The sequence below is a fragment of the Nostoc sp. FACHB-888 genome, assembly GCF_014696655.1.
GTDB lineage: Bacteria > Cyanobacteriota > Cyanobacteriia > Cyanobacteriales > Nostocaceae > Nostoc.
Genome location: NZ_JACJQM010000005.1, coordinates 151,723 through 176,855 on the forward strand (window position 1 = coordinate 151,723; position 25,133 = coordinate 176,855).

At 42.7% G+C, this 25,133-nt stretch carries 17 protein-coding genes; 6 read left to right on the forward strand and 11 right to left on the reverse strand.

What is annotated here, in order from left to right; all coding sequences use genetic code 11:
• Positions 1-583: 583 nt before the first annotated feature.
• Both H6G26_RS05520 and H6G26_RS05525 read left to right on the forward strand, forming a co-directional pair.
• Positions 584-2,713 carry an Rne/Rng family ribonuclease gene (locus H6G26_RS05520; RefSeq protein WP_190728291.1) on the forward strand — a complete coding sequence of 710 codons (2,130 nt, stop codon included), beginning with the start codon at positions 584-586 and terminating at the stop codon, positions 2,711-2,713.
• An 8-nt stretch (positions 2,714-2,721) separates the two neighbouring features.
• Positions 2,722-3,378 carry a ribonuclease HII gene (locus tag H6G26_RS05525; protein WP_190728292.1) on the forward strand — a complete coding sequence of 219 codons (657 nt, stop codon included), beginning with the start codon at positions 2,722-2,724 and terminating at the stop codon, positions 3,376-3,378.
• Between the two features lie 8 nt (positions 3,379-3,386).
• On the opposite strand, the gene H6G26_RS05530 is transcribed toward H6G26_RS05525, so the two are convergent.
• Complete coding sequence (locus tag H6G26_RS05530; RefSeq protein ID WP_190728293.1) at positions 3,387-3,974, reverse strand: DUF1997 domain-containing protein; 588 nt, start codon at positions 3,972-3,974, stop codon at positions 3,387-3,389.
• A 559-nt stretch (positions 3,975-4,533) separates the two neighbouring features.
• Here H6G26_RS05530 and pheA point away from each other — a divergent pair.
• Entirely contained in the window at positions 4,534-5,409 is an 876-nt protein-coding gene (pheA, locus tag H6G26_RS05535) for a prephenate dehydratase (RefSeq protein WP_190728294.1), read from the forward strand.
• Positions 5,410-5,692: 283 nt separating this feature from the next.
• Here pheA and H6G26_RS05540 read toward each other — a convergent pair whose 3' ends face one another.
• The 9 genes from H6G26_RS05540 to H6G26_RS05580 all read right to left on the reverse strand — a co-directional run bounded on the left by H6G26_RS05540 (position 5,693) and on the right by H6G26_RS05580 (position 15,426).
• The gene (locus tag H6G26_RS05540) at positions 5,693-6,340 is read right to left on the reverse strand and encodes an LON peptidase substrate-binding domain-containing protein (RefSeq protein WP_190728295.1); all 648 of its coding nucleotides are present in this window, start codon (positions 6,338-6,340) and stop codon (positions 5,693-5,695) included.
• 191 nt (positions 6,341-6,531) lie between these two features.
• Positions 6,532-6,849 carry a 30S ribosomal protein S10 gene (gene rpsJ, locus H6G26_RS05545; RefSeq protein ID WP_017320518.1) on the reverse strand — a complete coding sequence of 106 codons (318 nt, stop codon included), beginning with the start codon at positions 6,847-6,849 and terminating at the stop codon, positions 6,532-6,534.
• Positions 6,850-7,028: 179 nt separating this feature from the next.
• Positions 7,029-8,258 (reverse strand): elongation factor Tu, encoded by a 1,230-nt coding sequence (gene tuf, locus H6G26_RS05550; protein WP_109011175.1) that lies wholly within the window; start codon positions 8,256-8,258, stop codon positions 7,029-7,031.
• Between the two features lie 23 nt (positions 8,259-8,281).
• Entirely contained in the window at positions 8,282-10,360 is a 2,079-nt protein-coding gene (gene fusA, locus H6G26_RS05555; protein WP_190728296.1) for an elongation factor G, read from the reverse strand.
• Positions 10,361-10,499: 139 nt separating this feature from the next.
• Positions 10,500-10,970 (reverse strand): 30S ribosomal protein S7, encoded by a 471-nt coding sequence (gene rpsG / locus H6G26_RS05560; protein ID WP_069070112.1) that lies wholly within the window; start codon positions 10,968-10,970, stop codon positions 10,500-10,502.
• Positions 10,971-11,537: 567 nt separating this feature from the next.
• Positions 11,538-11,921, reverse strand: a complete 384-nt coding sequence (gene rpsL / locus H6G26_RS05565) for a 30S ribosomal protein S12 (RefSeq protein ID WP_012410236.1) — start codon at positions 11,919-11,921, stop codon at positions 11,538-11,540.
• A 153-nt stretch (positions 11,922-12,074) separates the two neighbouring features.
• Positions 12,075-12,401 (reverse strand): iron-sulfur cluster assembly accessory protein, encoded by a 327-nt coding sequence (locus tag H6G26_RS05570; protein WP_190728297.1) that lies wholly within the window; start codon positions 12,399-12,401, stop codon positions 12,075-12,077.
• A gap of 230 nt (positions 12,402-12,631) precedes the next feature.
• The gene (locus H6G26_RS05575; RefSeq protein WP_190728309.1) at positions 12,632-13,051 is read right to left on the reverse strand and encodes a cupin domain-containing protein; all 420 of its coding nucleotides are present in this window, start codon (positions 13,049-13,051) and stop codon (positions 12,632-12,634) included.
• 317 nt (positions 13,052-13,368) lie between these two features.
• Positions 13,369-15,426 (reverse strand): phosphodiester glycosidase family protein, encoded by a 2,058-nt coding sequence (locus H6G26_RS05580; protein ID WP_190728298.1) that lies wholly within the window; start codon positions 15,424-15,426, stop codon positions 13,369-13,371.
• A gap of 771 nt (positions 15,427-16,197) precedes the next feature.
• On the opposite strand from H6G26_RS05580, the gene gltB reads away from it, so the two are divergent.
• Positions 16,198-20,922: a glutamate synthase large subunit gene (gltB, locus tag H6G26_RS05585; protein WP_190728299.1), complete on the forward strand. Its 4,725-nt coding sequence runs from the start codon at positions 16,198-16,200 to the stop codon at positions 20,920-20,922.
• Positions 20,923-21,289: 367 nt separating this feature from the next.
• A complete protein-coding gene (locus tag H6G26_RS05590) occupies positions 21,290-22,033 on the forward strand; it encodes a class I SAM-dependent methyltransferase (RefSeq protein WP_199326644.1) in 744 nt (247 codons plus the stop codon).
• A 155-nt stretch (positions 22,034-22,188) separates the two neighbouring features.
• On the opposite strand, the gene H6G26_RS05595 is transcribed toward H6G26_RS05590, so the two are convergent.
• Positions 22,189-23,100 (reverse strand): polysaccharide deacetylase family protein, encoded by a 912-nt coding sequence (locus H6G26_RS05595; protein WP_190728300.1) that lies wholly within the window; start codon positions 23,098-23,100, stop codon positions 22,189-22,191.
• 1,710 nt (positions 23,101-24,810) lie between these two features.
• On the opposite strand from H6G26_RS05595, the gene lepB reads away from it, so the two are divergent.
• Positions 24,811-25,133: signal peptidase I (gene lepB / locus H6G26_RS05600; RefSeq protein WP_190728301.1), on the forward strand; the 323-nt coding region annotated here is incomplete at its 3' end.

Here is a 25,133-nt window from a genome sequence, read left to right on the forward strand (position 1 = left end):
TTAGCTTCTCTAAATCCATGCTTTTTAAACAACTGCTGAATGTTCAATCCACAGGAGTGCCCAAGAGCTAGTGAGCTACTTTTCTAGAGTTGTTCGCCCTTGGCGTTCCCGTAGGGTAAACAACTGTCATCGGTTAGGCCGAATTTGCAGACGTTCACATACGCGCAAAGCGCGGCTTAAAGTAGGGTAGCAGCTGGCGTTGCTGAGTATAGCCCTAAGGATAAATCCGGGGAATGGAAAATAGAAATAGTTTCTTTTTCTTAACGACATCAGTAGGACACTCTCAAATGAAGTTTCCTGAGTTAAAAACTCACTCAGGATTCAGAACTTTCAACTCAGAACTCTCTTTATTGAGGGTATTGCATCATAAATCAACCACGGACGGTTGATTTAATTGCTTAAACATACAGATGTTCTGAAATAATCCGCCGTAAAAATGCTCTTAAGAGCACCAATAGCTATTTAATTTAGAAGCTCAGGTTTGCGATTTTTATTATCAGTAGCGCCTTTTGAGGGTTGCAGGGGCAACAAAGGTATAACAAACCTCCAAACCTATTGGTGCTGCCAATTTTGAGGAAATTGAATGCCAAAACAAATTATCATCGCGGAGCAGCACCAAATTGCTGCTGTCTTTTCTGAAGATCAAATACAGGAACTAGTTGTTGCTACAGGTCATCACCAAATAGGTGATATCTACTTAGGAGTAGTAGAAAACGTATTGCCTGGGATAGATGCGGCTTTTGTCAATATTGGCGACCCAGAGCGCAACGGTTTTATTCACGTCACCGACTTGGGACCATTGAAGCTAAAGCGTACCGCAGCAGCAATTACAGAATTACTAACACCACAACAGAAAGTTTTGGTGCAAGTAATGAAAGAGCCAACGGGGACAAAAGGGCCCAGGCTCACGGGTAATATTACTTTGCCCGGACGTTATGTAGTATTGATGCCCTATGGTAGAGGCGTAAATTTATCCCGACGAATTAAAAGTGAAAGTGAGCGCAACCGCTTGCGGGCACTGGCAATTTTGGTAAAACCGGCGGGAATGGGTTTGCTTGTGCGTACAGAAGCTGAAGGCAAACCCGAAGAAGCGATTATGGAAGATTTGGAATTGCTGCAAAAGCAATGGGAGGTCATCCAGCAGGAAGCGCATTCCAGTCGTGCTCCAGCACTACTCAACCGTGATGATGACTTCATTCAGCGCGTATTGCGGGATATGTACGGCGCGGATGTCAACCGGATTGTCGTTGATTCCAGTACTGGTTTGAAGCGCGTGAAGCAGTACTTACAGAACTGGAGTGGAGGTCAAACACCGCAAGGATTGTTGATTGACCATCATCGCGATCGCTCTCCAATTCTAGAGTACTTCCGCATCAGTGCTGCGATTCGAGAAGCCCTAAAACCAAGAGTAGACCTACCTTCTGGAGGCTACATCATCATTGAGCCGACAGAGGCATTAACCGTAATTGATGTTAACTCAGGTTCCTTCACGCGATCGGCAACAGCTAGAGAAACAGTTTTGTGGACAAACTGCGAAGCTGCAACAGAAATTGCTCGCCAGTTGCGTCTGCGGAATATTGCCGGAGTGATCGTTGTTGATTTTATTGATATGGAATCACGACGTGACCAACTACAAGTTCTCGAACACTTTAATAAAGCACTCAAAGCAGACAAAGCTCGTCCGCAGATTGCCCAATTAACCGAACTGGGTTTAGTAGAACTGACTCGCAAACGTCAGGGTCAAAACATTTACGAATTGTTTGGTGAAACTTGTCCCACCTGTGGCGGTTTAGGACATACTGTGCGTCTGCCTGGAGAAATCGAAAACCGATTACCAATACCAGCAGAAACACCAGAGCGTGAGCGTGAGCGTTTTGTATCCCTGCCTCACCGAGAACCACGTCAGCCGGCTGCCCGCATCCCAGAACCACGAGAAACCTATGATGGATTTGGGGAAACATTTGACGGCGACTCAGAATTGAGCAATTTAAATCTGATCAATCATCCTAGTTATCAAGACCTTAATGATAATAAGCGTCGTACCCGTACTCGCCGCAGTCGAATTGGCATCAATGGGTTAAACGGGAAAGATGAAGCTCGGGTTGTAGCCAATCCACTGCCTTTTGTCAATGAGCCAGACTTAGACCTTGATGTTGAACCAGAACTAGGAGTTGCACCAGAGTTCCCCTCGCCCACCCTTGGTAAACCAGGTTGGAGTGAAAGAGTAGAGCGCACTGTAGAGCGTACTAAAATTATCAAGGCAGAGCCAGTCAAACCAGTGGTAGAACCACCGGAGATTAGGACTGTAGAAATGAGCCTGCAAGAACAGGATATGTTTGCTTTGATGGGAATATCTCCCTTAGTGAAGTTAGACCAAGAGGTTAAAAACACCAAGTCTGTGATTATTAACGTGATTCAGCCTGGTCAAATGCAAACGGCTCCAACTGAATCAACCTCAGAATCAACTATTGCCCAAAAAGTAACACCAGAAGTAATTGCAACCAAAGCACCAATCCCAAAAGTTATTGAGCCAGAACAAAAATCTTTGATAGAAGAGGCAACTGAACCATCTGAGTTGACTGCTAGCCCAACGGATAGCTTGCCTACAAAAGCTTCCGCCGCCAACATGATCGCAGATGAAAATGATGCCAACAGCGCCGCCACTGCTAGCCGTCGCCGCCGCCGTCGTTCCTCAGCGATCGAGGATAATTAATTTGCCTTATGGTAGAAACGTCACCAACGCCTTTGGAACAATCCAATTGGCTGGAGTTTTCTACCTTGTCAGGGATTCCAGGATTGGTTGCAGGTGTGGATGAAGTAGGGCGAGGCGCTCTATTTGGCCCTGTGGTGGCGGCAGCAGTGATCCTACCAGATCATGCTTTGCCAATACTGATGGCAGCTAAAATTAAAGACAGTAAAAAGTTATCTAGTTCGCGTAGAACTCAGCTAGCGCAGCAAATTTGTGGGCTGGCTATAGACTGGAAAATTGGGTTTGCTTCTACTGCCGAAATTGACAAGATAAATATTTTGCAAGCGACACTATTAGCAATGAAGCGGGCTGTACTGAAGTTAAAGGTACAGCCTGCAATTTGCTTGGTTGATGGCAATCAGTCAATCAAAGACTTGTTATTGCCACAACAAACAATAGTTAAGGGGGACGAGCGATCGCTTGCTATTGCCTCTGCTAGTATTGTTGCCAAGGTTTGGCGTGACGAACTGATACTGCGTCTAGCATTAAAATACCCTATGTACAACCTGGAGCGTAACAAGGGTTATGGTAGCCAACGGCATTTGCTGGCTTTGCAACAATACGGGCCTTCGCCCTTACATCGTCAGTCTTTTCGTCCTTGCCAAATCAAAATACCGAACGCTGAGTAATTATTTAATTACTCAGCGTTCAGGATTGGCAATTCAGTACTGTCATTGTCAAATCCTCTATCTTTTGTTTGTGATATCACCCAGTAGCGATAATCCGCCAAAAGTTGATTTAATAAGCGTTGCTTGACCGACAACAGCACGCTTTTGAGCAAACCATTGCCAGTAGCTTCTAAAATCGGCTTAGGAGTGAAGGAAAATGGTGGTGGCAAATCCACCAACACTTCTAAATCAGCTTTTCCTTGCAGGCGAGTGCCAGTACTTGACTCTTTAGGAGACAAATGCCCTTTTAAATTGAGAGCAAAGCGCTGGTTAATATACTCGAAACCCAGTATTTCACAGCCGAGCGATCGCAAATTAATTATTCCATTTGATTCTGCCCAAACTCTCATGTCTACAGTAGGTTGAATACTCAATGACATAAAAGTTAACGGACGCATTTTCAAGCGAAATACTTCTTCAGAAAGCTGCTCAATGCGACTGTTGTCAGCCAAAGCCTTAACCAGACGTTGAGGCTGGCGTAAGTAGTGCTGAATGGGAATAGGCTGCTCTGGAACAGCGATTTCAACCGATTGGGAGGCAGTAAACCGGGTAGCCATGAGCGAATAAAAATATCTGTTTCTTAATTTTAATATTTTTTAATAAATTAAATCTGATTATTGGAAAGTACAAAATTTATTAGACATAGAAATGATTGTTGCTTATCAGCTATACATCGCTAGCAAAAAGTTGGTACGCTGATCACTATCTTTAGTTCAATAAATATAAATTAGAATTTAAGCCTTGACATAAAATTCAGAGTATGCATTATTGTTAAGTCAGAAACCAATATGATTACTCTTAAATTTCTTAAAGGAATTTAGCAACAAAACTGCCAGGAAATCTATTTGCTAGAAAGTTGATTTCCATAACTTGTTTTCCTCGATATATATTTCGGTTTATTGGTTTAGTGCGTAAATTTTAGAAATAACAGTGTTTAGTAAGAGTAGATGTTGGATATATAGCAATTCTAAATGAGTAATGAACATCTCCCATTCCTCTCTCTGCGCCTCTGCGGTTAATTTATTTTTACAAATAATTTAGAACTGCTATATTTGCCAAATCCAAAATATCATAATCTGTGTTTACGCATTAAACTTGCAACTCAAGGCTAAAAGGATGACTTTATTGATCGCACATTTAGGGCCTCCTGGCACTTATGCAGAACAAGCAGCTGTTTTTTATGTCAATTGGCTAACTAAAAGTACGGGAGTTGAAGCTACGTTATCTCCCTATCCCACCATCTCTCAGTCACTGCACACTGTTGCTGATGGTAAAGCTCACATAGCTGTTGTTCCAGTGGAAAATTCTATTGAAGGGAGTGTTACCACAACACTGGATACACTTTGGCAGTTAGACAGTTTGCGAATTCAGTTGGCTTTGGTATTACCCATTGCCCATACGTTAATTTCTTGCGCGTCTAGCTTAGATAAAATTAAAACTGTTTACTCTCACCCGCAAGCTTTGGCACAATGTCAGGGATGGTTAGAGCAGTTTCTTCCGACTGTACAGATTATTCCCAGCAATTCTACAACTGAAGCACTACAGCGATTGGAAGAAGAAACAACAATAGCAGCGATCGCTTCTAGTAGAGCCGCTCAACTATACAACCTGCCAATACTTGCTAACGGCATCAACGACTATCCAGAAAACTGCACTCGTTTTTGGGTAGTAAGTCAGGGTGAAACGAACGCTGGATATCAGGCATCACAAACAAATGCTAGCCACACATCGCTGGCTTTTAGTATGCCTACCAACACACCCGGAGCATTGGTCAAACCTTTACAAATATTTGCTCAACTAGGAATTAATCTAAGCAGGATTGAATCTCGTCCGACGAAGCGATCGCTAGGCGAATACTTATTTTTTATGGATTTAGAAGCGGATGCCAAGGAAACACAAATGCAATCTGCTTTAGCAGAATTAACTATCCACACAGAGATTTTAAAAATTCTTGGCGCTTACAATATTTTGCCGATCAGCGCTCTTACTTGAGGAGTTAGGAGTTAAGAATTACGAGTTAACAAGCTTAAGCAATTTCCGTTAATAAATCTACGCCGCCGTTGGTTTCGACTTTGCTCAACCAACTAAGGGATTGAGAGTTGAGCGTTCGCGTAGCATCTCACAGAGAAGTCGAAACTCGTAAACCTGAGTATATTCTTTATGAGAAATTACCTTAGTTATCAGTTAGGAATTATTAGTTATCAGTTAGAGAATATAAATTATTTTTTGTTATTTCTTCCTAACTCCTAACTTCTCAGTTCTAACTCTTCATTCATCACTTTTCATTAAATGTGTCTTTAAGAACAGCGCGAGCTGCCAAGTGATTACGAGTAGAGGTTAAAATTTCTGCTTCCCGCTCTAAACGAGTTGCAGTATCTTGCATTTCTAACAACAACTGCTGCTCTGCGGCAACACCGTAAAGATTACTGGCTACCCAATAAGATAACTCTGTTGGTAGGTCAGGCAAATCTTCTGGTAGTTCGATATTTTGCTCGGTTAATTTACTCGATAGACGCACAACATCTCGCAGTAGTTGTTCTACCTCAGAAGACAAAGGTCGCAAATCTTTTGTAGGTGGTTGATCTTCAATCCACTCAACTAAGCCAACGCGGTATGGCTTTTCACGAACATACTCTAACACACGGAATCTTTGCTGCCCTAACGTCAACATCTTGATCCGATCATCTGGCAATCGTTGATGATGAACGATTTCGGCACAGCAACCAGTGTTTGCAATTGTACCTTTGGCTGGATCGAACATCAAAACACCAAACCTGCGATCGCTCTCCAAAATCGTGTTCATCATGATTCGGTAGCGAAATTCAAAGATGTGCAAAGGCAATGGTCTAGTAGGAAACAGAACTAATTCGGGTAACGGGAACAGAGGTAGTTCACGAACTGCAATTTTAGAAGATGATGTCATTGTTACCTTGGTATAAACTTAATCTTTAAAATTTCTTTTTCTCTGCTTTGCCCGTACTTTGTCTACATTCTATCATTTGTTTCTTAGCTAAATAAAAGCCCTGAGATATATTTCTTCAGGGCTACGTAAAAATTCATACTAATGTCATTTGTCTTTTGTCTGAGTACTAATGACTAATGACTAATAACTAATTAAAGTTTAACTTCGATATCCACACCCGATGGTAGATCCAATTTCATCAGGGCATCAATAGTCTTAGAAGAAGGCTGATAAATGTCAATAATCCGGCGATGAGTACGAGTTTCAAAATGTTCCCGTGAATCTTTATCTACGTGAGGCGATCGCAGTACACAATAGATCCGGCGTTTTGTTGGTAAAGGAATTGGGCCTACGGCTGTAGCATTGGTGCGGTTAGCTGTGTCTACAATCTTCTCGCAAGATGTGTCTAATAAGCGTCGGTCAAAAGCCTGTAAGCGAATTCTAATTTTTTGCTGCTGTAGAGTTGCCATCTTTAATTGTCCAGGTTCTGCGTAATTAAGGGAGTATTTACAGGTTAAAGGTTACAGGGTAAAGGTTACAGAAAACTATTACTTGTCCCCTGTAACCTATTACCTTATTTATAGAGGGAAGAGAAAGGAGCAGAGAGGCATTATACCATCTCTGCTCCTTTGTTATGAGCGAAAAGGTGCTACTTGATAATTTTGGAGACGACACCAGCACCGATGGTGCGGCCACCTTCGCGGATAGCGAAGCGCATTCCTTGTTCAATAGCGATCGCGTTGATCAATTCTACTGTCATCTTGATGCGATCGCCTGGCATCACCATTTCTACTTCTTTGCCTTCATCGGAGGTGTAAGCTTTGATGGTACCAGTTACATCAGTTGTCCGCACGTAGAACTGGGGACGGTAGCCAGCGAAAAATGGAGTCTTACGACCACCTTCTTTTTCTGTTAAGACATACACCTCACCTTCAAATTCATTGTGAGGTTTAATCGAACCAGGTTTGGCGATGACCATACCCCGTTCAATATCAGCCTTCTGGATACCCCGAAGTAGTACGCCAGCGTTATCTCCAGCCATACCTTGGTCAAGACTCTTCTTGAACATCTCAATACCAGTTACGGTAGTAGCGCGAGTATCTCTGATACCCACTAGTTCAACGTTATCGCCAACTTTGACTACACCCCGCTCAATCCGACCGGTGGCGACAGTACCACGACCTGTAATTGAGAAAACGTCTTCTACAGCCATCAGGAAGGGTTTATCAACATCCCGCTCAGGAGTGGGGATGTAAGAATCTACAGCATCCATCAATTCGTAGATTTTGTCTACCCACGGATTTTCACCGCGTTGGGTCTTAGGATTCTTGGTCATTGCTTCCAGAGCTTGCAGACCAGAGCCTTTGATAATGGGGATATCATCGCCAGGGAAATCGTAGCTGGAAAGCAGTTCTCTAAGTTCTAGTTCTACTAGTTCCAAGAGTTCTGGGTCATCCATCAAGTCTTCTTTGTTCAAGAAGACAACCAGACTGGGAACGCCTACCTGTTTTGCCAACAAGATGTGTTCACGGGTTTGGGGCATAGGGCCATCGGTAGCAGCAACTACGAGGATACCTCCGTCCATCTGGGCAGCACCGGTGATCATGTTCTTGACATAGTCAGCGTGTCCTGGACAGTCTACGTGAGCATAGTGCCGATTTGCAGTTTCATACTCTACGTGAGCGGTATTGATGGTAATACCCCGTGCTTTTTCTTCTGGGGCATTATCAATTTGGTCGTAGCCCTTAGCTACAGCCTGACCCATAGCTGCCAAGGTCATGGTGATGGCTGCTGTCAAGGTAGTTTTACCGTGGTCAACGTGGCCAACTGTACCGATATTAATGTGGGGTTTATTCCTTTCAAACTTTGCGCGTGCCATGAATGCTCATTTCCTTATTTTAACTAAGCGTTCCCTTTGCTTTTTGCAATGATAGTTTCAGCTACGCTGCGAGGCACCTCTTCGTAGTGGCTGAACTCCATCGTGAAGGTACCCCGACCTTGCGTTTTTGACCGGATATCAGTGGCGTAGCCAAACATGCTCGCCAGTGGAACTTTGGATGTTACCTTAGCGAGTCCCTTTTCGGTGCTTTGGCTTTCAATCTGCCCTCGGCGGGTGTTGAGGTCGCCAATGACGTTCCCCATATAGTCTTCAGGAACTTCAACTTCAACTTTCATCATAGGCTCTAAGATGACAGGTGAAGCTTTCAGCACAGCCTCTTTCATCGCCATTGAGCCAGCAATTTTGAAAGCCATTTCTGAAGAGTCTACATCGTGGTATGACCCATCAATTAGGGTCGCTTTAACGTCAATCAATGGATATCCAGCTAGAACACCGGATTCGCAGCTTTCTTTCATCCCTTGTTCTGCGGGGCCAACGTACTCTTTAGGTACTGTACCGCCAGCAATTTTGGAAACGAATTCAAAGCCAGTACCGGGTTCTCCAGGCTCCAAATTGATCACAACGTGACCGTATTGACCTTTACCACCACTTTGGCGGATGAATTTCCCCTCAACTTTGTTCACAGCTTTCCGAATTGTTTCTCGGTAAGCTACTTGTGGGGCACCTACATTCGCTTCCACCTTGAATTCTCGTAACATCCGGTCTACTAGAATTTCTAGGTGTAGCTCTCCCATTCCCGCGATCACGGTCTGGTTTGTTTCCGGATCGACGCGGACACGGAAGGTGGGGTCTTCTTCTGAGAGAGATTGCAGAGCCTTGGACAGTTTGTCCATGTCGTTCTTGGTTTTGGGTTCAACCGCCACCGAGATCACAGGCTCAGGAATGAATAGGGATTCCAGAATTACTGGCGATCCATCATCACAGAGGGTATCACCTGTCAAGGTGTCTTTCAATCCCAGAGCTGCTCCTAAATCACCTGCTCGCAGTTCATCGACATCTTGCCGATCGTCTGCCTTCATTAGAACTAAGCGGGAAATCCGTTCTTTTTTATTCTTACTAGCGTTGAGAACGTAGCTGCCCTTTTTCAGGACACCAGAATAAACGCGAACAAATGTCAGGCGACCGTAAGGGTCAGCCATAATCTTGAATGCCAGAGCTGCTAGGGGTTCGTTGTCATCAGCCCGCCGCTCAACAGTATCGCCATTGGGCAGTAAGCCTTGAATTGGCGGTACTTCACTTGGCGCTGGCAGGTAATCTACAACGGCATCCAGCATCAACTGCACGCCTTTGTTTTTGAATGCTGAACCACAAAGTACTGGTACAATCGTTCCCGCAATTGTGCCTTTACGCAAGGCAGTCCGAACCTCCTCTTCTGTCAGTTCTTCGCCCTCGAAGTACTTAGTCATCAGAGCATCATCGGTTTCTGCTGCCGCTTCTATAAGCTTGGTGCGGAATTCTTCTACCTGCGCTTGCAATTCTTCCGGGATATCGGTTTCCTGGATATCAGTACCTTGGTCATTGGCGTAAATATACGCACGTTGCCCTACTAGGTCAACGATACCTTGGAAGTCGTTTTCACTACCAATTGGTAGTTGAATAGCGATCGCATTGGCCCGCAGGCGATCGCGGATTTGATCGTGAACTTTATAAAAGTTCGCTCCGGTGCGATCCATCTTGTTGATAAAGGCTATCCGAGGAACTTTGTAGCGTTCTGCTTGCCGCCACACTGTCTCAGACTGCGGTTGCACGCCGCCCACAGAACAAAATACTGCGATTACACCATCCAACACGCGCATGGAACGCTCAACTTCAATTGTGAAGTCTACGTGACCCGGAGTATCGATAATGTTTATTTGATGATCTTTCCAACTGGTACTGATAGCAGCAGCAGTGATGGTAATTCCCCGCTCCCGCTCCTGCTCCATCCAGTCTGTGACGGCAGTTCCTTCATGAACTTCGCCAATTTTATGAATTATCCCAGAGTAAAATAATATTCTCTCTGTTGTTGTTGTTTTGCCCGCATCTATATGCGCCGCAATACCAATGTTGCGTACTTTCTCTAGCGGGATCGTGCGTGCCACAGCTACCTCCTATAGTTTTTGCCTCATGATATCTTGTATATTACTCTTTGTTAAGATTCTATACTTTTAGGGAAAACCGTCTTCTTTTTGTAAATCATACGATATACCGCTTATGGAAGGCGATATATCGCTTTTCTACTTAGTAACGATAGTGTGCGAATGCTTTGTTAGCTTCCGCCATCCGGTGCGTTTCTTCACGTTTCCGAATAGCATTGCCTGTTTCGTTGGCAGCATCCATTAATTCATTTGCCAGTTTGCTTGCCATTGTCCGGCCTGGTCTGGAGCGGGAATATTGCACTAACCAACGCAGTGCTAGGGTAGTACCCCGTTCTGTACGCACTTCCATTGGTACTTGGTAGGTTGCTCCGCCTACTCGCCGAGCTTTTACTTCTACTAAAGGCGTGGCATTTCGCACTGCTCTTTCAAAGGTTTCTAAGGCACCAGCACCAGTGCGTTCTTCGATAGTTTTTAATGCATCATAAACAATCCGTGCGGCAAGTGATTTCTTACCATGACGCATGATCCGCCTGATAATCATGCTCACAAGGCGACTGTTATATACAGAGTCAGACGGAACTGGGCGCCTTTGAATAACACCACGACGAGACATACTTCACCTTTAATTCGGAATTGGCAACGAAATTATATGCTATCAGACACCGGAAAGTAAAAGCTGTGGAACCCAACCCTCAGGCTTTTTCAATTTTGTTTTTGACTGTTGCAGCGAGGCTGACTTATTTGACTGCCAGTTTTGGATTAGAGTTTTTGGTAGATGTTCCGACCACAAGGATTGGAAAAAATCAAAAGTCTGTAAGCCTCGTCCCCTTGTGGGTTCGACTAATCCAAAATTGCAAATCGCTCGACTGAGCGTAGTCGTTCGCGCAGCGTTCCGCAGGAAAGTCTAAAATCTAAAATTCATTGACTTGCTACCTGCAACTAAATACTTAAGGGGATAATATTCTAAACCTCAATGTCCAGATTAGAATTCTGCTGTGGGTTACAGCCTTCTCCTCAGAACTTCTACACTTGCTCGCTTAGTGTAGTTTGCTTGATTTTTTTAAACAGACTTGAGCAGTTTTCATCACTGCTCTTAGAACACAGACCCTGATAGCTTTTTGTCCTTAGACACTTCTCAGGTAGACGATTAATCGTGTTGGGTTCGATTAATCGTCTAATCCTATTTTTTCGCTTCTTTAGGACGCTTGGTTCCATATTTGGAACGTCCTTGTTTGCGGTCTTTGACTCCGGCTGTATCTAGGGTGCCACGGATAATGTGGTATCTCACACCTGGTAGATCCTTTACCCGACCGCCACGAATCATTACAACTGAGTGTTCTTGTAAGTTGTGACCAATACCTGGAATATAAGCTGTGACTTCAAATCCAGAAGTAAGTCTGACTCTTGCTACTTTACGTAGAGCTGAGTTAGGCTTTTTTGGTGTGGTCGTGTATACTCTGGTACAAACTCCCCGACGTTGGGGGCATTGTTTCAGAGCCGGGGACTTGGTTTTCTGACGCGCTTGTTCGCGCTCGTTACGTATTAGCTGCTGTATTGTTGGCATGAGTTACAGCGCGTAAAGCTGCTTATATGTCTAAGTTTTAACAAATCCTAATTATATCTTTTTTTATGGTTTTATGTCAATTGTTATTTTTCGCTAATCATTGGTCATTTTTCCTTTATTATTTATCGGCAAACGATCGCTAATTAAGGACTATTAACTAGTTGTGGAGAATGAATTACCACAGCCACAGCTTGTAATCGCTTGTGGGTTGTCGAACCGAAAACCACCACCCATTAAGTCTTCTGAATAATCCACCCTCAAACCGTTGAGGTAATTTAAGCTGTCAACATCTATAACTACTTTAATTTCATCCAAGTCGAAAACTTGGTCGCCAATTTTTATTGCTTCATCGAAGGACATATCATAAAATAACCCGGAACAACCACCTGGTTTGACTGCCAATCGAAACAAGACATTTGGCTGCTGCTTGGACTTTATTCGCCCAATTTCACTTGCGGCTGCTTGACTCAGATGAATCATGGAACTCGTTATTTTGCAATTAAATACCCCATCTTCTATTTTATAGACAGATGGGTTAACTCTTGCTTCTCAAATATTCTAGATTATCTAAGCCATGAGCGCGATCGCTATTACTACATTTATAGCACAATGCGCTTCAGTCCCTACCTTAAATAGGTGGGGACTTCTGGGGCGCGGTGTTCACCAAAAACGGTTTGCACAAAAATGTATTAAGTTTTTAAATTAGAGCTTTAATCCTTAGTACGGGCATAGTCATCTTGGTACCGGATAATGTCATCCTCTCCCAAGTATTCGCCATTTTGCACTTCAATTAACACCAAGGGGATCACACCAGGGTTCTCTAAACGATGAGATGTACATTGGGGTACATAGGTTGATTCGTTATTGCTCAGTAGTATCTCTTTCTCGCCACAAGTTACCCTAGCTGTACCAGATACGACAATCCAATGTTCACTGCGGTGGTGGTGCATTTGTAAACTGAGGCGATGTCCGGGCTTAACTTCGATGCGCTTGATTTTGTATCCGCGCCCTTCTTCTAAAACTGTAAAAGCACCCCAAGGACGTAATTCAGTTGCAGCAACGCCTCTAGAAGTGATGCTTGGGGGTATGTGTAGAGTTTCAGTCTGTGTAGTTTCTTGATATCGAGCCATCGTTACCTCATTTGGAGACATAACAAACCGTTAATACTCTTAAACTATTGATCAAAAATCTGGCGCTATCTTGCAACGTTAGAAATCAGCAATTTTGTCGCACCTTGATAAACATAGCAAAATCAAATGCGACGGTGTAAATCATCACTACTAAAACTCTTGATCTACACTAAGTCTTTATCAAGCAAAATGACAGCTTATTCTAAGCTTTAAAAAAGATGGGGCATTGGGAATTGCTGATTAAGAGACTTTTCCATTTCCCAATACTTCGGCTGCGCTCAGTATAAGTTCCCCATTCCTTACTTCCTACTACCTGATTATCGTGGTTTCAGGAAAATACCAATTCCATTATGAATACGAGCAGCAGTATTAGGCGATCGGTCGAGTAGCTGTCCTCCTAAATAAAGGCTAGTAGAACTACCACCGTCCAAATTTAGGGCATCTACACAGCCCATCTGTTGCATCAATTGGGCGTGTTCTGCCAAATTAGGCCCATAACCGCCTGCACGATTATGCACAGCAGTAATCATCAATGTGCCTGTTGCTGTTGTGCAAATACCGCTACGAATAGCCTTTTCGGCAATAAAAGCATTGCTGAATTTTTCGCCTTTGGCATCAAGGACAATTTGACGATTTTGGATTAATAGTGGGCCAGCTCCAATAATGTGCGGATAACGACTAAAATCAGTGGGAGCAGTGGCGCTAGAAATGCTTACTGCGGTTCCGATAGATAGCTGTGATGCCGCACTAGCAGCGTTGGCGCGTAAAGTTAATAGGTAGCCATCCTGGGGGATAGGAACCGCCGTTTCACCAACTTTACCGCCTGGTAACTGTTGAGTAACTTGGTCTTTCTGTATTACTAAAATAATTTCGTTATCTGTCAAAGGCGTATAAGTTGCTCCCCAAGCTAGGGTGTAACGGGCAATCCCACTCTGGACATAACCACTATTGAGGAACAGAATTGGTAGGCGCTGGCCATTTGCCGTAATTAAAGTTTCTTCCAAAGTGAGACGACCGAAGTAAAATTGGCCTGAATCATTCCAAGCGATCGCACCTCGATTAAGAATAGGGCCTGATAACCACTGACCATCCCGACGAATTGCACCCAAGGGCAATTTGTTATTGCGGTTAAAATAACCACCGTTAATTCCACCTACTGCTAAGTAACGTTGTGCTGTTTGAATTAAGGGAGCAATACCCGCAAGCCCATCAGGACTAGCCCACATGGGTTTCAACGTTAACCCAAATTTGCGGGGATTAACTTCTAACCAGACCACCGGAAAGCGTTCTGTGCCTAAGTTGACATAATTCTGTCGCCAGCGCAATCCTGGGGCCCAAGTAATATCTCGTTCTTCTAGGGGATCGGGTCGAATATTGATAATCAGGCGATTGGGGTTAGCTACAGTACTAACTTGAGGCGATAGACCGAAGGGAACGCTCAGACTAATAATGGTTCGGTTTTTCACCACCTGCACTTGTTGAATTAGTGGTTCAGGCGCTGGGGCTGGTGCTGGTTCTGTTGGTGTAACTGGTAATAGTTGTTTGAGCAGGTTTGGCAGCAATGTTGGTGGTGGTGCTGGTGGCTGGGGGGTATAGCGTTCTATCAAAACGGGATCGGCTATTCCATCCAGGGTAATTGTCCACTCTCGATTTGGCGGTGTAGTGGGTTTGGGAATTGGCGTGTCTAGATCAGAAGATGGAGTTTGAATTTTTTTAATAACTGACCCTTGTGCAACTTGCCAGGGAGTTGAACGATCTAAATCGATAAGAATCCGAGCGTGTTGAAAAGGGGCACTCGCATATAGAGGTTCCTGGCTCTGAACAATATTTGTGACTTGGGTTTTTGGGGTAGCAATCACCAAAATGTTGCCATTGGTTCGGATTTCCCATCCAGATGTTTGAGCAAAATTGCTAATATCCAGATAGCGATATGCTCCTAGTAGCCTGGTGGTTAAAACCAGTGGCTTTGTAACCGATGAAAACCACTGTATTGGTTGCCTGGCTGAGTTACTACTATTTAAGAAATTTACTCCAATTAATTGCCTAAATACACCATCACTGAGATGAGTTGTCATCTGACCACCTTTTCCAGGTCGCTGCAACCAAGTTCCTGGTAAAGTACGACCATTGAGAGAAATTTGATTACCAGAGGACACTGCGCCTGTTAAAGGAGGCGCAGGTGACTGGGAGATCAGCCTTGGTATTGATTGGGCGTTTTTTGGAGACTCCTGGGCGTTGGTAGCACAGGTAGTGCTTAAGCACAGTAATGTTAAAAGTATTGGTGAGACAGTAGCCCGGAAAAATCTGCGATCGCCCTTGGCGTTGGCAGAGCCATTGCCAATCCCTGATTGGCAAGAATTCGGTATTTTTACCATAACTTAATAGGTACTTTTGAAAACTATTACTCAAGGTATAAACTAACTAATTATTTGGAAATATAAAAAACATGACTTCCTTTATTAAAAAATATGTTATTCTATATATTGGCTAGTTATCTCTTTTAGATATAAAAAAAATTTAGACGCTAAAGCCATAGCAATCAAGTGTTTTAACTGGCACTCATTTTAGCTAGACCATACACGGTAGTTTTGGTTATCAAAACTGGATTAAGATATTCAATCCCGACTGAAGGTTGCTACCGTTGTTGCTTCAGTGAGGTTTAGTTAATAGTAATACATATTGCTACTGATAAGTAGCACAACTTTAGACAACAACGATATTTGGGAATTGTCAAATGGGTATATATTGTAATACGCTGATTTTATTGCTGGATCAGGATGGCTTTAGCTTTAGAAGATAATACAGCGTTCAGTTTTAGTTTTGGTTTCAGGTGAGCCGAAATAGGCTCTATGAGTAGCTAGCGTGCATCTGGAAAAGGGAATTGAGAAAATACTTAGCTTCAAAATATAAAAGAGAAACTGTCAGGGCAAAAATGATGTCTTGGCGGAGGTAACTTGTCTAACACCGCATAAATACATAAAAAATACGCAAATATTTTAACACGGGTTAACTAACAAAGTAAAACCGAAGTTAAAATTTTTTTTCCCTAAATTTCGGTGCTTATATATTTCTCCATCACTGAATTTAGAAAATTTTTCCCATAACGTAGTGGCAAAATTGGTAACTCAATACTTCAGGAACAGGGTATGAATAATAAACCGATGAATCAAGATCAGACAATCACAGCGGATATAAACTCAAGAGATACCTATCAGGGGCAAAAGTGGTTAGTAGAGGAGCGAGATGCCTGTGGTGTCGGTTTTATTGCTCATCGCCAGAATCATACTAGCCACGAAATTGTAGAAAAAGCTTTAGGTGCTTTAAGCTGCTTAGAACACCGGGGAGGTTGTAGCGCTGATCAAGACTCTGGTGATGGTGCTGGAGTATTGACAGCTATCCCTTGGGAGTTATTTCAACAAGACTTTGCCCAAAGAGGGAAAGAATTTTCATCCACTAATAATATAGCTGTGGGGATGATATTTCTACCACAAGACCAAGAAGCAGCACGAAAAGCTAGGACGACAGTTGAGCAAGTAGCTGCCGAAGAAAAATTGACTGTACTGGGTTGGCGAGTAGTGCCAGTGCAACCTGATTTACTGGGGGTACAAGCCAGAGAAAATCAACCCCAGATTGAACAAGTTTTGCTAGCTTCTGTTGACAAAAGTGGCGATGAATTAGAACGACAGTTGTATATTACCCGCAGCCGAATTAGTAAAGTTGCAACCAACATCTCAGAAGAATTTTATATCTGCTCGTTATCAAGCCGCACAATTGTCTACAAAGGCATGGTGCGTTCCACCGTATTGGGTAGCTTTTATCAGGATTTAAAAAATCCAGCTTATAAAAGTGCTTTTGCTGTCTATCACCGCCGCTTTAGTACTAACACAATGCCCAAGTGGCCCCTAGCTCAACCAATGCGGCTTTTGGGTCACAATGGCGAAATCAATACCTTGTTGGGTAACATCAACTGGATGATGGCACGAGAAGCTACCCTGAATCATCCTGTATGGGGCGTTGGCGCAGCCTCTCCGCAGGAGACTCGCATCAAGGAACTCAAGCCATTAGTTCATATTGATAACAGCGACTCAGCTACCCTAGACAACGTACTGGAATTGTTGGTTTGTTCTGGACGCAGCCCCTTGGAAGCTTTAATGATTATGGTTCCAGAGGCTTACCAAAATCAGCCTTCTTTGCGTGACTTTCCAGAAATTGTCGATTTCTACGAATATTACAGTGGTCTGCAAGAAGCGTGGGACGGGCCAGCACTTTTAGTATTCAGCGATGGCAAAAAAGTTGGTGCAACACTAGACCGTAATGGCTTAAGACCAGCTCGGTACGTGATCACAAAAGATGACTACATTGTTGTAGCTTCCGAAGCTGGTGTAGTGGACTTCCCAGAAACCGATATTGTCGAGAAAGGTAGACTCGGCCCAGGGCAAATGATTGCCGTGGATTTAGTAAACCATGAAGTGCTGAAGAATTGGGAGATTAAGCAGCGCATCGCCAAGCAACACCCTTATGGAGAATGGCTGCAACAGTACCGTCAAGAACTCAAACAAATTGTCAGTAGTCAGTCGTCAGATGTGAATGGAAATGGAAATGGACATCTGGCTGTTGAAAATGGTAACGGGCATAGTACAACTGACACAATTGACAAGCAAACCTTACTTCAGCGTCAAACTGCCTTTGGCTACACCACAGAAGATGTAGAAATGGTGATTCATCCAATGGCGATCGCAGGTTCAGAACCGACTTTCTGCATGGGGGATGATATTCCTTTAGCAGTGTTGTCAACAAAACCCCACCTGCTTTATGACTATTTCAAACAGCGCTTTGCTCAGGTGACAAACCCGGCGATTGATCCCCTACGGGAAAAGCTAGTGATGTCTTTGAAAGTCGAACTGGGTGAACGGGGTAACTTACTAGAACCTAAAGCCGAATATGCTCGAAGACTGAAACTCGAATCGCCAGTGTTAACAGATGCTGAATTAGAGGCAATTAAGCTGTCGGGATTTGCCACGGCTGAGTTGTCAACCTTATTTGCGATCGCTACCGGCCCTGGAGGATTAAAGGCCGCAGTCCAATCCTTACAAGCACAAGCAGCCCAATCAGTCCGGGCAGGTGCAAAGATTTTAATCTTAAGCGATAGGGCAAATGACGGTATTAGCCCAGAAGATACATACATTCCTCCCCTCTTAGCGGTGGGTGCTGTACATCATCACCTGATTCGGGAAGGGTTGCGAATGAAAACATCCCTAATTGTCAATACTGCCCAATGCTGGAGTACCCATCATTTTGCCTGTCTGATTGGCTACGGTGCTGGTGCAGTTTGCCCGTATATGGCTTTAGAGACGGTGCGTGATTGGTGCATTGATCCTAAAACCCAAAAGTTGATGGCTATGGAGAAAATTCCAGCTCTCACCGTAGAACAAGCTTTAGGAAACTATCGCAAAGCGGTAGAGTCAGGTTTGCTAAAAATTCTCTCCAAAATGGGAATTTCTCTGCTCTCCAGCTATCAAGCAGCCCAAATCTTTGAAGCTATTGGCATCGGTGGGGATTTAATCGAATTAGGATTCCGTGGTACGACTTCCCGCATTGGTGGTTTGAGTATTAGCGAACTCGCTGATGAAGTACTTTCCTTCCATGTCAAGGCTTTTCCAGAACTGACGACCAAGAAGTTAGAAAACCTGGGTTTTGTGCAGTATCGTCCTGGTGGCGAATACCACATGAATAGTCCAGAAATGGTTAAGGCGCTGCATAAGGCTTTAGATGGTAAAAACTACGATCACTACGAAGTTTATAAAAAGCACCTTCAAGGTAGGCCAGTAACGGCATTGCGGGACTTGCTGGATTTCCAAGGCGATCGCACTCCGGTTCCTATAGAAGAAGTGGAGTCGGTAGCTGAAATTGTCAAGCGCTTCTGCACTGGTGGTATGTCTTTAGGCGCTTTGTCAAGAGAAGCCCATGAAACTTTAGCGATCGCTATGAACCGCATTGGCGGTAAATCTAACTCTGGAGAGGGCGGCGAAGACCCGGTGCGCTATACAGTTCTAGATGATGTAGACGAATCTGGCCACTCGCAAACCTTACCTCATTTAAAAGGATTGCAAAATGGTGATAAAGCCTATAGTGCCATCAAGCAAGTTGCATCGGGACGCTTTGGTGTCACACCAGAGTACCTAGTCAACGCCAAACAAATTGAAATCAAAATTGCCCAAGGTGCCAAGCCTGGGGAAGGTGGACAGCTACCAGGGCCTAAGGTGAGCCAATACATTGCCATGTTAAGGCGCTCGAAGCCAGGTGTTACATTGATTTCGCCACCACCACATCACGATATCTATTCCATTGAAGACTTAGCGCAACTGATTTTTGATCTGCACCAAATTAATCCCAAAGCCAAGGTGTCGGTGAAGCTAGTTGCAGAAGTTGGCATTGGCACGATCGCGGCTGGTGTAGCTAAGGCAAACGCTGATATTATTCAGGTTTCTGGCCATGATGGTGGTACAGGTGCATCACCACTTAGTTCGATTAAACACGCGGGATCGCCGTGGGAATTAGGTTTAAGTGAAGTACATCGCGTCTTGATGGAAAATAGCCTGCGCGATCGCGTGATTTTACGCGTAGATGGCGGACTCAAGAGTGGCTGGGATGTGGTAATAGGTGCATTGATGGGTGGTGAAGAATTCGGTTTCGGCTCCATTGCCATGATTGCCGAAGGCTGTATCATGGCGCGAGTTTGCCACATGAACACCTGCCCTGTGGGTGTTGCTACTCAAAAAGAAGAACTTCGCAAGCGGTTTACGGGAATCCCGGAACAGGTTGTCAACTTCTTCTACTTCATCGCCGAAGAAGTGCGTAGTCTGCTAGCACGGCTAGGTTACCGTTCTTTGTCAGAAATCATTGGACGTGCAGATTTGTTGAAACTGCGCCCAGAGGCAAAACTCACCAAAACGCAATCACTGAACCTGGATTGTTTACTGAAGCTACCAGATACCAGAGAAAATCGTAGCTGGTTGCTGCATGAAGAAGTCCACAGCAACGGTGTAGTTTTGGATGACAAGATGCTTGCCGATCGCGACATTCAGGCTGCTATTAGGGATCAGTCTAGTGTTACCAAGACTTACCCTATTGTGAATACTGACAGAACAGTAGGCACAAGATTAGCGGGCGCGATCGCTTCTCAATACGGTGACAGCGACTTTGAAGGACAAATTAATCTCAACTTCACAGGTAGTATTGGGCAAAGCTTTGGTGCGTTCAACCTCCCCGGCATAATTCTGACCCTGGCAGGAGAGGCAAACGACTACGTAGGTAAAGGAATGCATGGTGGTGAAATCATCATCAAACCTCCAACTGATGCTACCTATAAAGCATCACAAAACGTCATAGTTGGCAATACGTGCCTCTATGGTGCTACTGGTGGTATGTTATTTGCCAACGGTCTAGCAGGAGAGCGCTTTGCTGTAAGAAATTCCAAAGGCATAGCAGTGATTGAAGGCGCTGGGGATCACTGCTGTGAATATATGACTGGTGGTGTAATTGTCGTCCTCGGCAAAGTAGGACGTAACGTAGCAGCTGGAATGACTGGTGGACTGGCATACTTTTTGGATGAAGACGACTCATTTCGTGAGTTAGTCAACCCGGAAATTGTCAAAATCCAACGGGTGATTACAGAAGCAGGTGCAAAACAATTGCAAGAGTTAATCAAAACTCATGCGGAACGCACTGGTTCACTAAAGGCGAAGAAAATTCTCCAAGACTGGCAAGAATTTTTGCCGAAATTCTGGCAGTTGGTTCCACCTTCTGAAGCTGATAGTCCAGAAGCTGATCCTGAAAAAACAACTGAGTTCAGTTTAGTAAGCAGTCATTAGTAACTGTAACCGTTCTCATACTCAGCCTTAAGCTATTCTCTCATTGGAGAACCTGTACAAACAGGTTCTCTGTGAAAACACCTTGCGATGCCTAAAGTAGCCGCCTGAATTTACCCCTTAAAAAGAGCGTATCGAGAAAAAAATTTTCCCCCTAAAAAAGGGGGAAATATTTACTAACTGATTCACGACTGGACTTTAGGCAAAGGGTACAAAAGTGACTGAGCAATCAGATCCTGTAAAAGTCTAAGCAATAAAGTCGGGATCAGCACTGTCCTGAAATCTACCTAATTGGGTATAGAAGGCATTACCTCAATGCTGGTAAACTTTCATATAAATGTTTACTAACAAGTAGGATTTGTCTATAAAAATGCTTATAGAAGAGCAAGCTCCCGATCGCAAAACTTCTGAAGAAGAACGTTTCCAAGATGATTATTATTCATACTTTGAAGCTCCTGAAAATGCTACCCGATATACACCATCAGTTTGGTATCTTGATCAGGCTTTTAAGCAACGTTCGTTCTCTTTGTTAGATTTAGGATGTGGCAATGCGGCTTTAAACAAATATCTACCTGAACGATGTGATTACCTTGGGATAGATCATAGTGAAGCTGCGATTCATTATTGTTCAAAACTATATCCCAACAAAAAGTTTGCTGTCAGAGATTTATCGGTAGCACTGCCAGAATTAGCTTCAGAAAATCAAAAATTTGATGCTGTAGTGCTAGCCGGTTTACTATTTCATAATGTCGATAAGGAAACATTAGAACAAAAGGACGATAAAGAACTCGTTCAATTTTGTTTGGAGAAGCTAATAAGCGATAAAGGATATTTGGTGCTTATTATACCTTTTGCTTATGGTGACCATCCATCCCATAATCTTTATGTTCGGGCAGAATGGCTACAAAATTTGGTAGAAAAATTGCTGGAAGTTGTAAACGCAAAAATCGTTTACGAGAATATTTCTCTACAAATTGGCTTGGACAAAAAGGTTCAACAGCAGAAGACAACTCCTGATTGGTTTGTTCCCGATAGCACTACTGACTATTCCAATAAATACGCTGGAACATATATGGCAGCTTGGACAGTTATTGCTTCTCCATCACTAGGTTAAACTGTCATTTGAATAACTAAGATTATTCATCTACTTTTAAGTTTATTTGTTCTTTAGTTTCGCACCGGAAACTAGACAAAACTAGTCTTAACCAAAAAATATAATTTTAGTTGTTAGCGAATTAATACTGACCAACTATCCACAATTAATAATTATTACTTTTTGTTAGCAAGCAACTTTTGGTCTGCATCTTCCATTTCTAAAAGTTCTGGAATAGTAACAAAGCGATAGCCTTGCTTTCTAAAGTTGCTAATAATTTCTGGTAAAGCTTGCACGGTTTTAGAACGATTGCCGCCACCATCATGCATTAGCACAATCCCACCAGGTTTTGAATCTTTAATTACGTTATCGATCAACTTTGGTACGGTTGGCAATTTGTAATCTATGGAATCAGCAGACCACATCACTACAGTATATTTTTGGCCTTTAGCATAAGCAGCTAATCCATTGTGCAAAATGCCACCAGGCGGTCGGAAGAGATTTGTTTTAGCACCTGTAATTTGATAAATTAGGTCTGTTGTGCGGTCAATTTCAAAAGCAGCTGCTTGTGGATTAAAGGAGTGATACCAGTGATGCCAAGTATGGTTGGCAATGACGTGACCTTGAGAGACAATCTGCTTTCCTAATTCTGGATAATTTTTTAGGTTCTGACCGACGACAAAAAACGTCCCTTTAATATTATTATTTGATTTCAGAATATCTAGCACTTGCTCTGTGGTTTGAGGCCAAGGGCCATCATCAAAAGTGAGAGCAATTACTTTCTCCCCTTTAGTCAGTTTTGCCGCTTTAACTATTGCCCCTTGAAAACGTAATGGTATAGCGTAAGATAGGCCTTTTTTTTGTGCTTCTTGTTGCCAGCTTGTAAGCATCGCCGCCTTTAATTTTTCCATCTGCTGCTGAGTTCCTACATTTGCAGCTACATCCTTGACATTTATACTTTGTCTAATCTGAGCCTCAGAAGGATTTGGTCTTAGAAGCATCATGAAAGCAAGGCTAAAAACACCACATAAGGCAAGCAGCGCAATTAATATTCCTTCTGGCCACAGAAACGACTTATTGTTTTCCACTTTATAGCTCCTTCAAACATCGAACCATCAACCACGTTATGACGGTACGTTATAGCACATCTTTTTTAGATATCTTAGATATCGGCTGCTTTCTGGTAATCCTGAAAATTAGAATTGAGACTAATGTAAATTCATAATTGAGAAGACAAACTATACAGCTTTAACTGAAATCTAGATGCTCTAGATTTGGAAAAACACTTATACAATACTTGATAATGTTTAATGTCAATCCATTCATAAAAACCAAGGTCTGAACTTCTACATTCTTACCGCTAGGTCTAAGAAGGAGGACAATCAGATAATTAACTACACCCCAAAATCTTCCTAATAGGAGCTATGAATTAGTTTATGTCTTTCATTTCACCTCTAAGTCAGAATTTTGCTTTTAAGCTTTATAGGTTTGCAAATAAGATAAGTTAAACTGTCGTGTCTACAATTTGCATTTTTGACAGGCTGAAGTTTTTATAACAAAAATTCTCTAAGAAAGTTGTATAATTTACAGCTGAATAAATTATTTAATTAGCATCAAAAACTACTTATAGGCACGGGCATCTTCCAAAAAAGAGACTAATAAGTTATTAGTACTATTCTTGATAAGATATATCTTACTGTCATCTACCATTACTTACTTTTTAAGAAAAAGTTAAATTTTCAACTGACAGAATGTTACCTTGCAGTTTCTATGAAATAAACGGACGAAAATTGATTCAATATAGTTTCTCATTGCCAACAGGCATTTTGTAGTTAATATAGATACTTTTGAACAATTCAGCAAAAATGATTTTATCGACAGCCTAGTTCTATTTATGATGCTGATCCTTTAGCCTAAATTGCTCGTAGCTTTTTATTTGTTAATGTTTTTCTCCAAGATTTAAGAAAATCATATATTATTAATAGTACAATTTAATATTCAACGTCACCGTATAATTACGGTAATTATTAGCATTTATATATTAGGCTTCAGATTTAATTTTTGAAATATGTGTAGAGAGCCGATGCATTACGGTGAGAAGTCCGCAGAAGATGGGTTTTCTCAGATGAGCGAGTACCTCATCCGCAAGAATGTTCCCAACGCTTGTTGGCTTACAACGCTTTAGGAATCATACGGCGAGTGTCTCCCCTTTTCTTACGAGACGCTACGAAAAGGCAGAAGCGCAGCGTTAAGGCTTTGCTTTGGCAGAAAGTACGGCATCGACCGAAGGGTTCAATACGTTATTTATATTACACAGTTGCCTACGTAAAAAGCTAGAATGTTACAAATAATAATGACGTTAGTTCAAGTATTATCAAAGCTTTTCTCTGTTTATCTAATGCATGAATTTAGGTTTGTCACACTACTACATATACTTAGATTTTTCCAAAATAAAATCAGATTTTTATAGGCAGTTATTAGAGTATAGCTGAACTCTACTGTCGGAAATAATAATACACAGTTTTCAATGTCTGAAAATCACCTCATAACTTGTCTTATAATTGCAGCAATTAGAATTAAGATTTTTAATTATCTAAAAATCCTAATCATTAGCTTATATTGCCTTAGACAGGTCACACTTGATTTCCAGTACTTTTGCTTATCTTTGGTAGATGCAATAATTGTATTATTTAATATCTGTATGGGTTGATGCATAACCCAACTTGTCTATCAGTATACCTTTTGAGTCAAAATAATCAAGGTATTTGTTCCACTTCTGAAACTGGCTAGAAACTTTTATGATTCCTCACGAAAGTGATGCAAAAGAAGAGCGTGCTTCGTTAAAATTATTGCGTAGTTGGCAAGAAAATCTGATTTTGATTGCGATCGCATTGTGTTTGGCATTCCTAATCAGGACTTTTATCGCCGAACCCCGCTATATACCTTCTGATTCGATGCTGCCTACCTTACATACTGGCGATCGCTTGGTAGTTGAAAAAATATCCTACCATTTTCACCCTCCCATAACCGGGGATATTATTGTTTTTCAGCCACCCGCAGAACTACAACGTCGAGGATATCCCAAAGACCAAGCCTTTATCAAGCGGGTTATTGGCCAGCC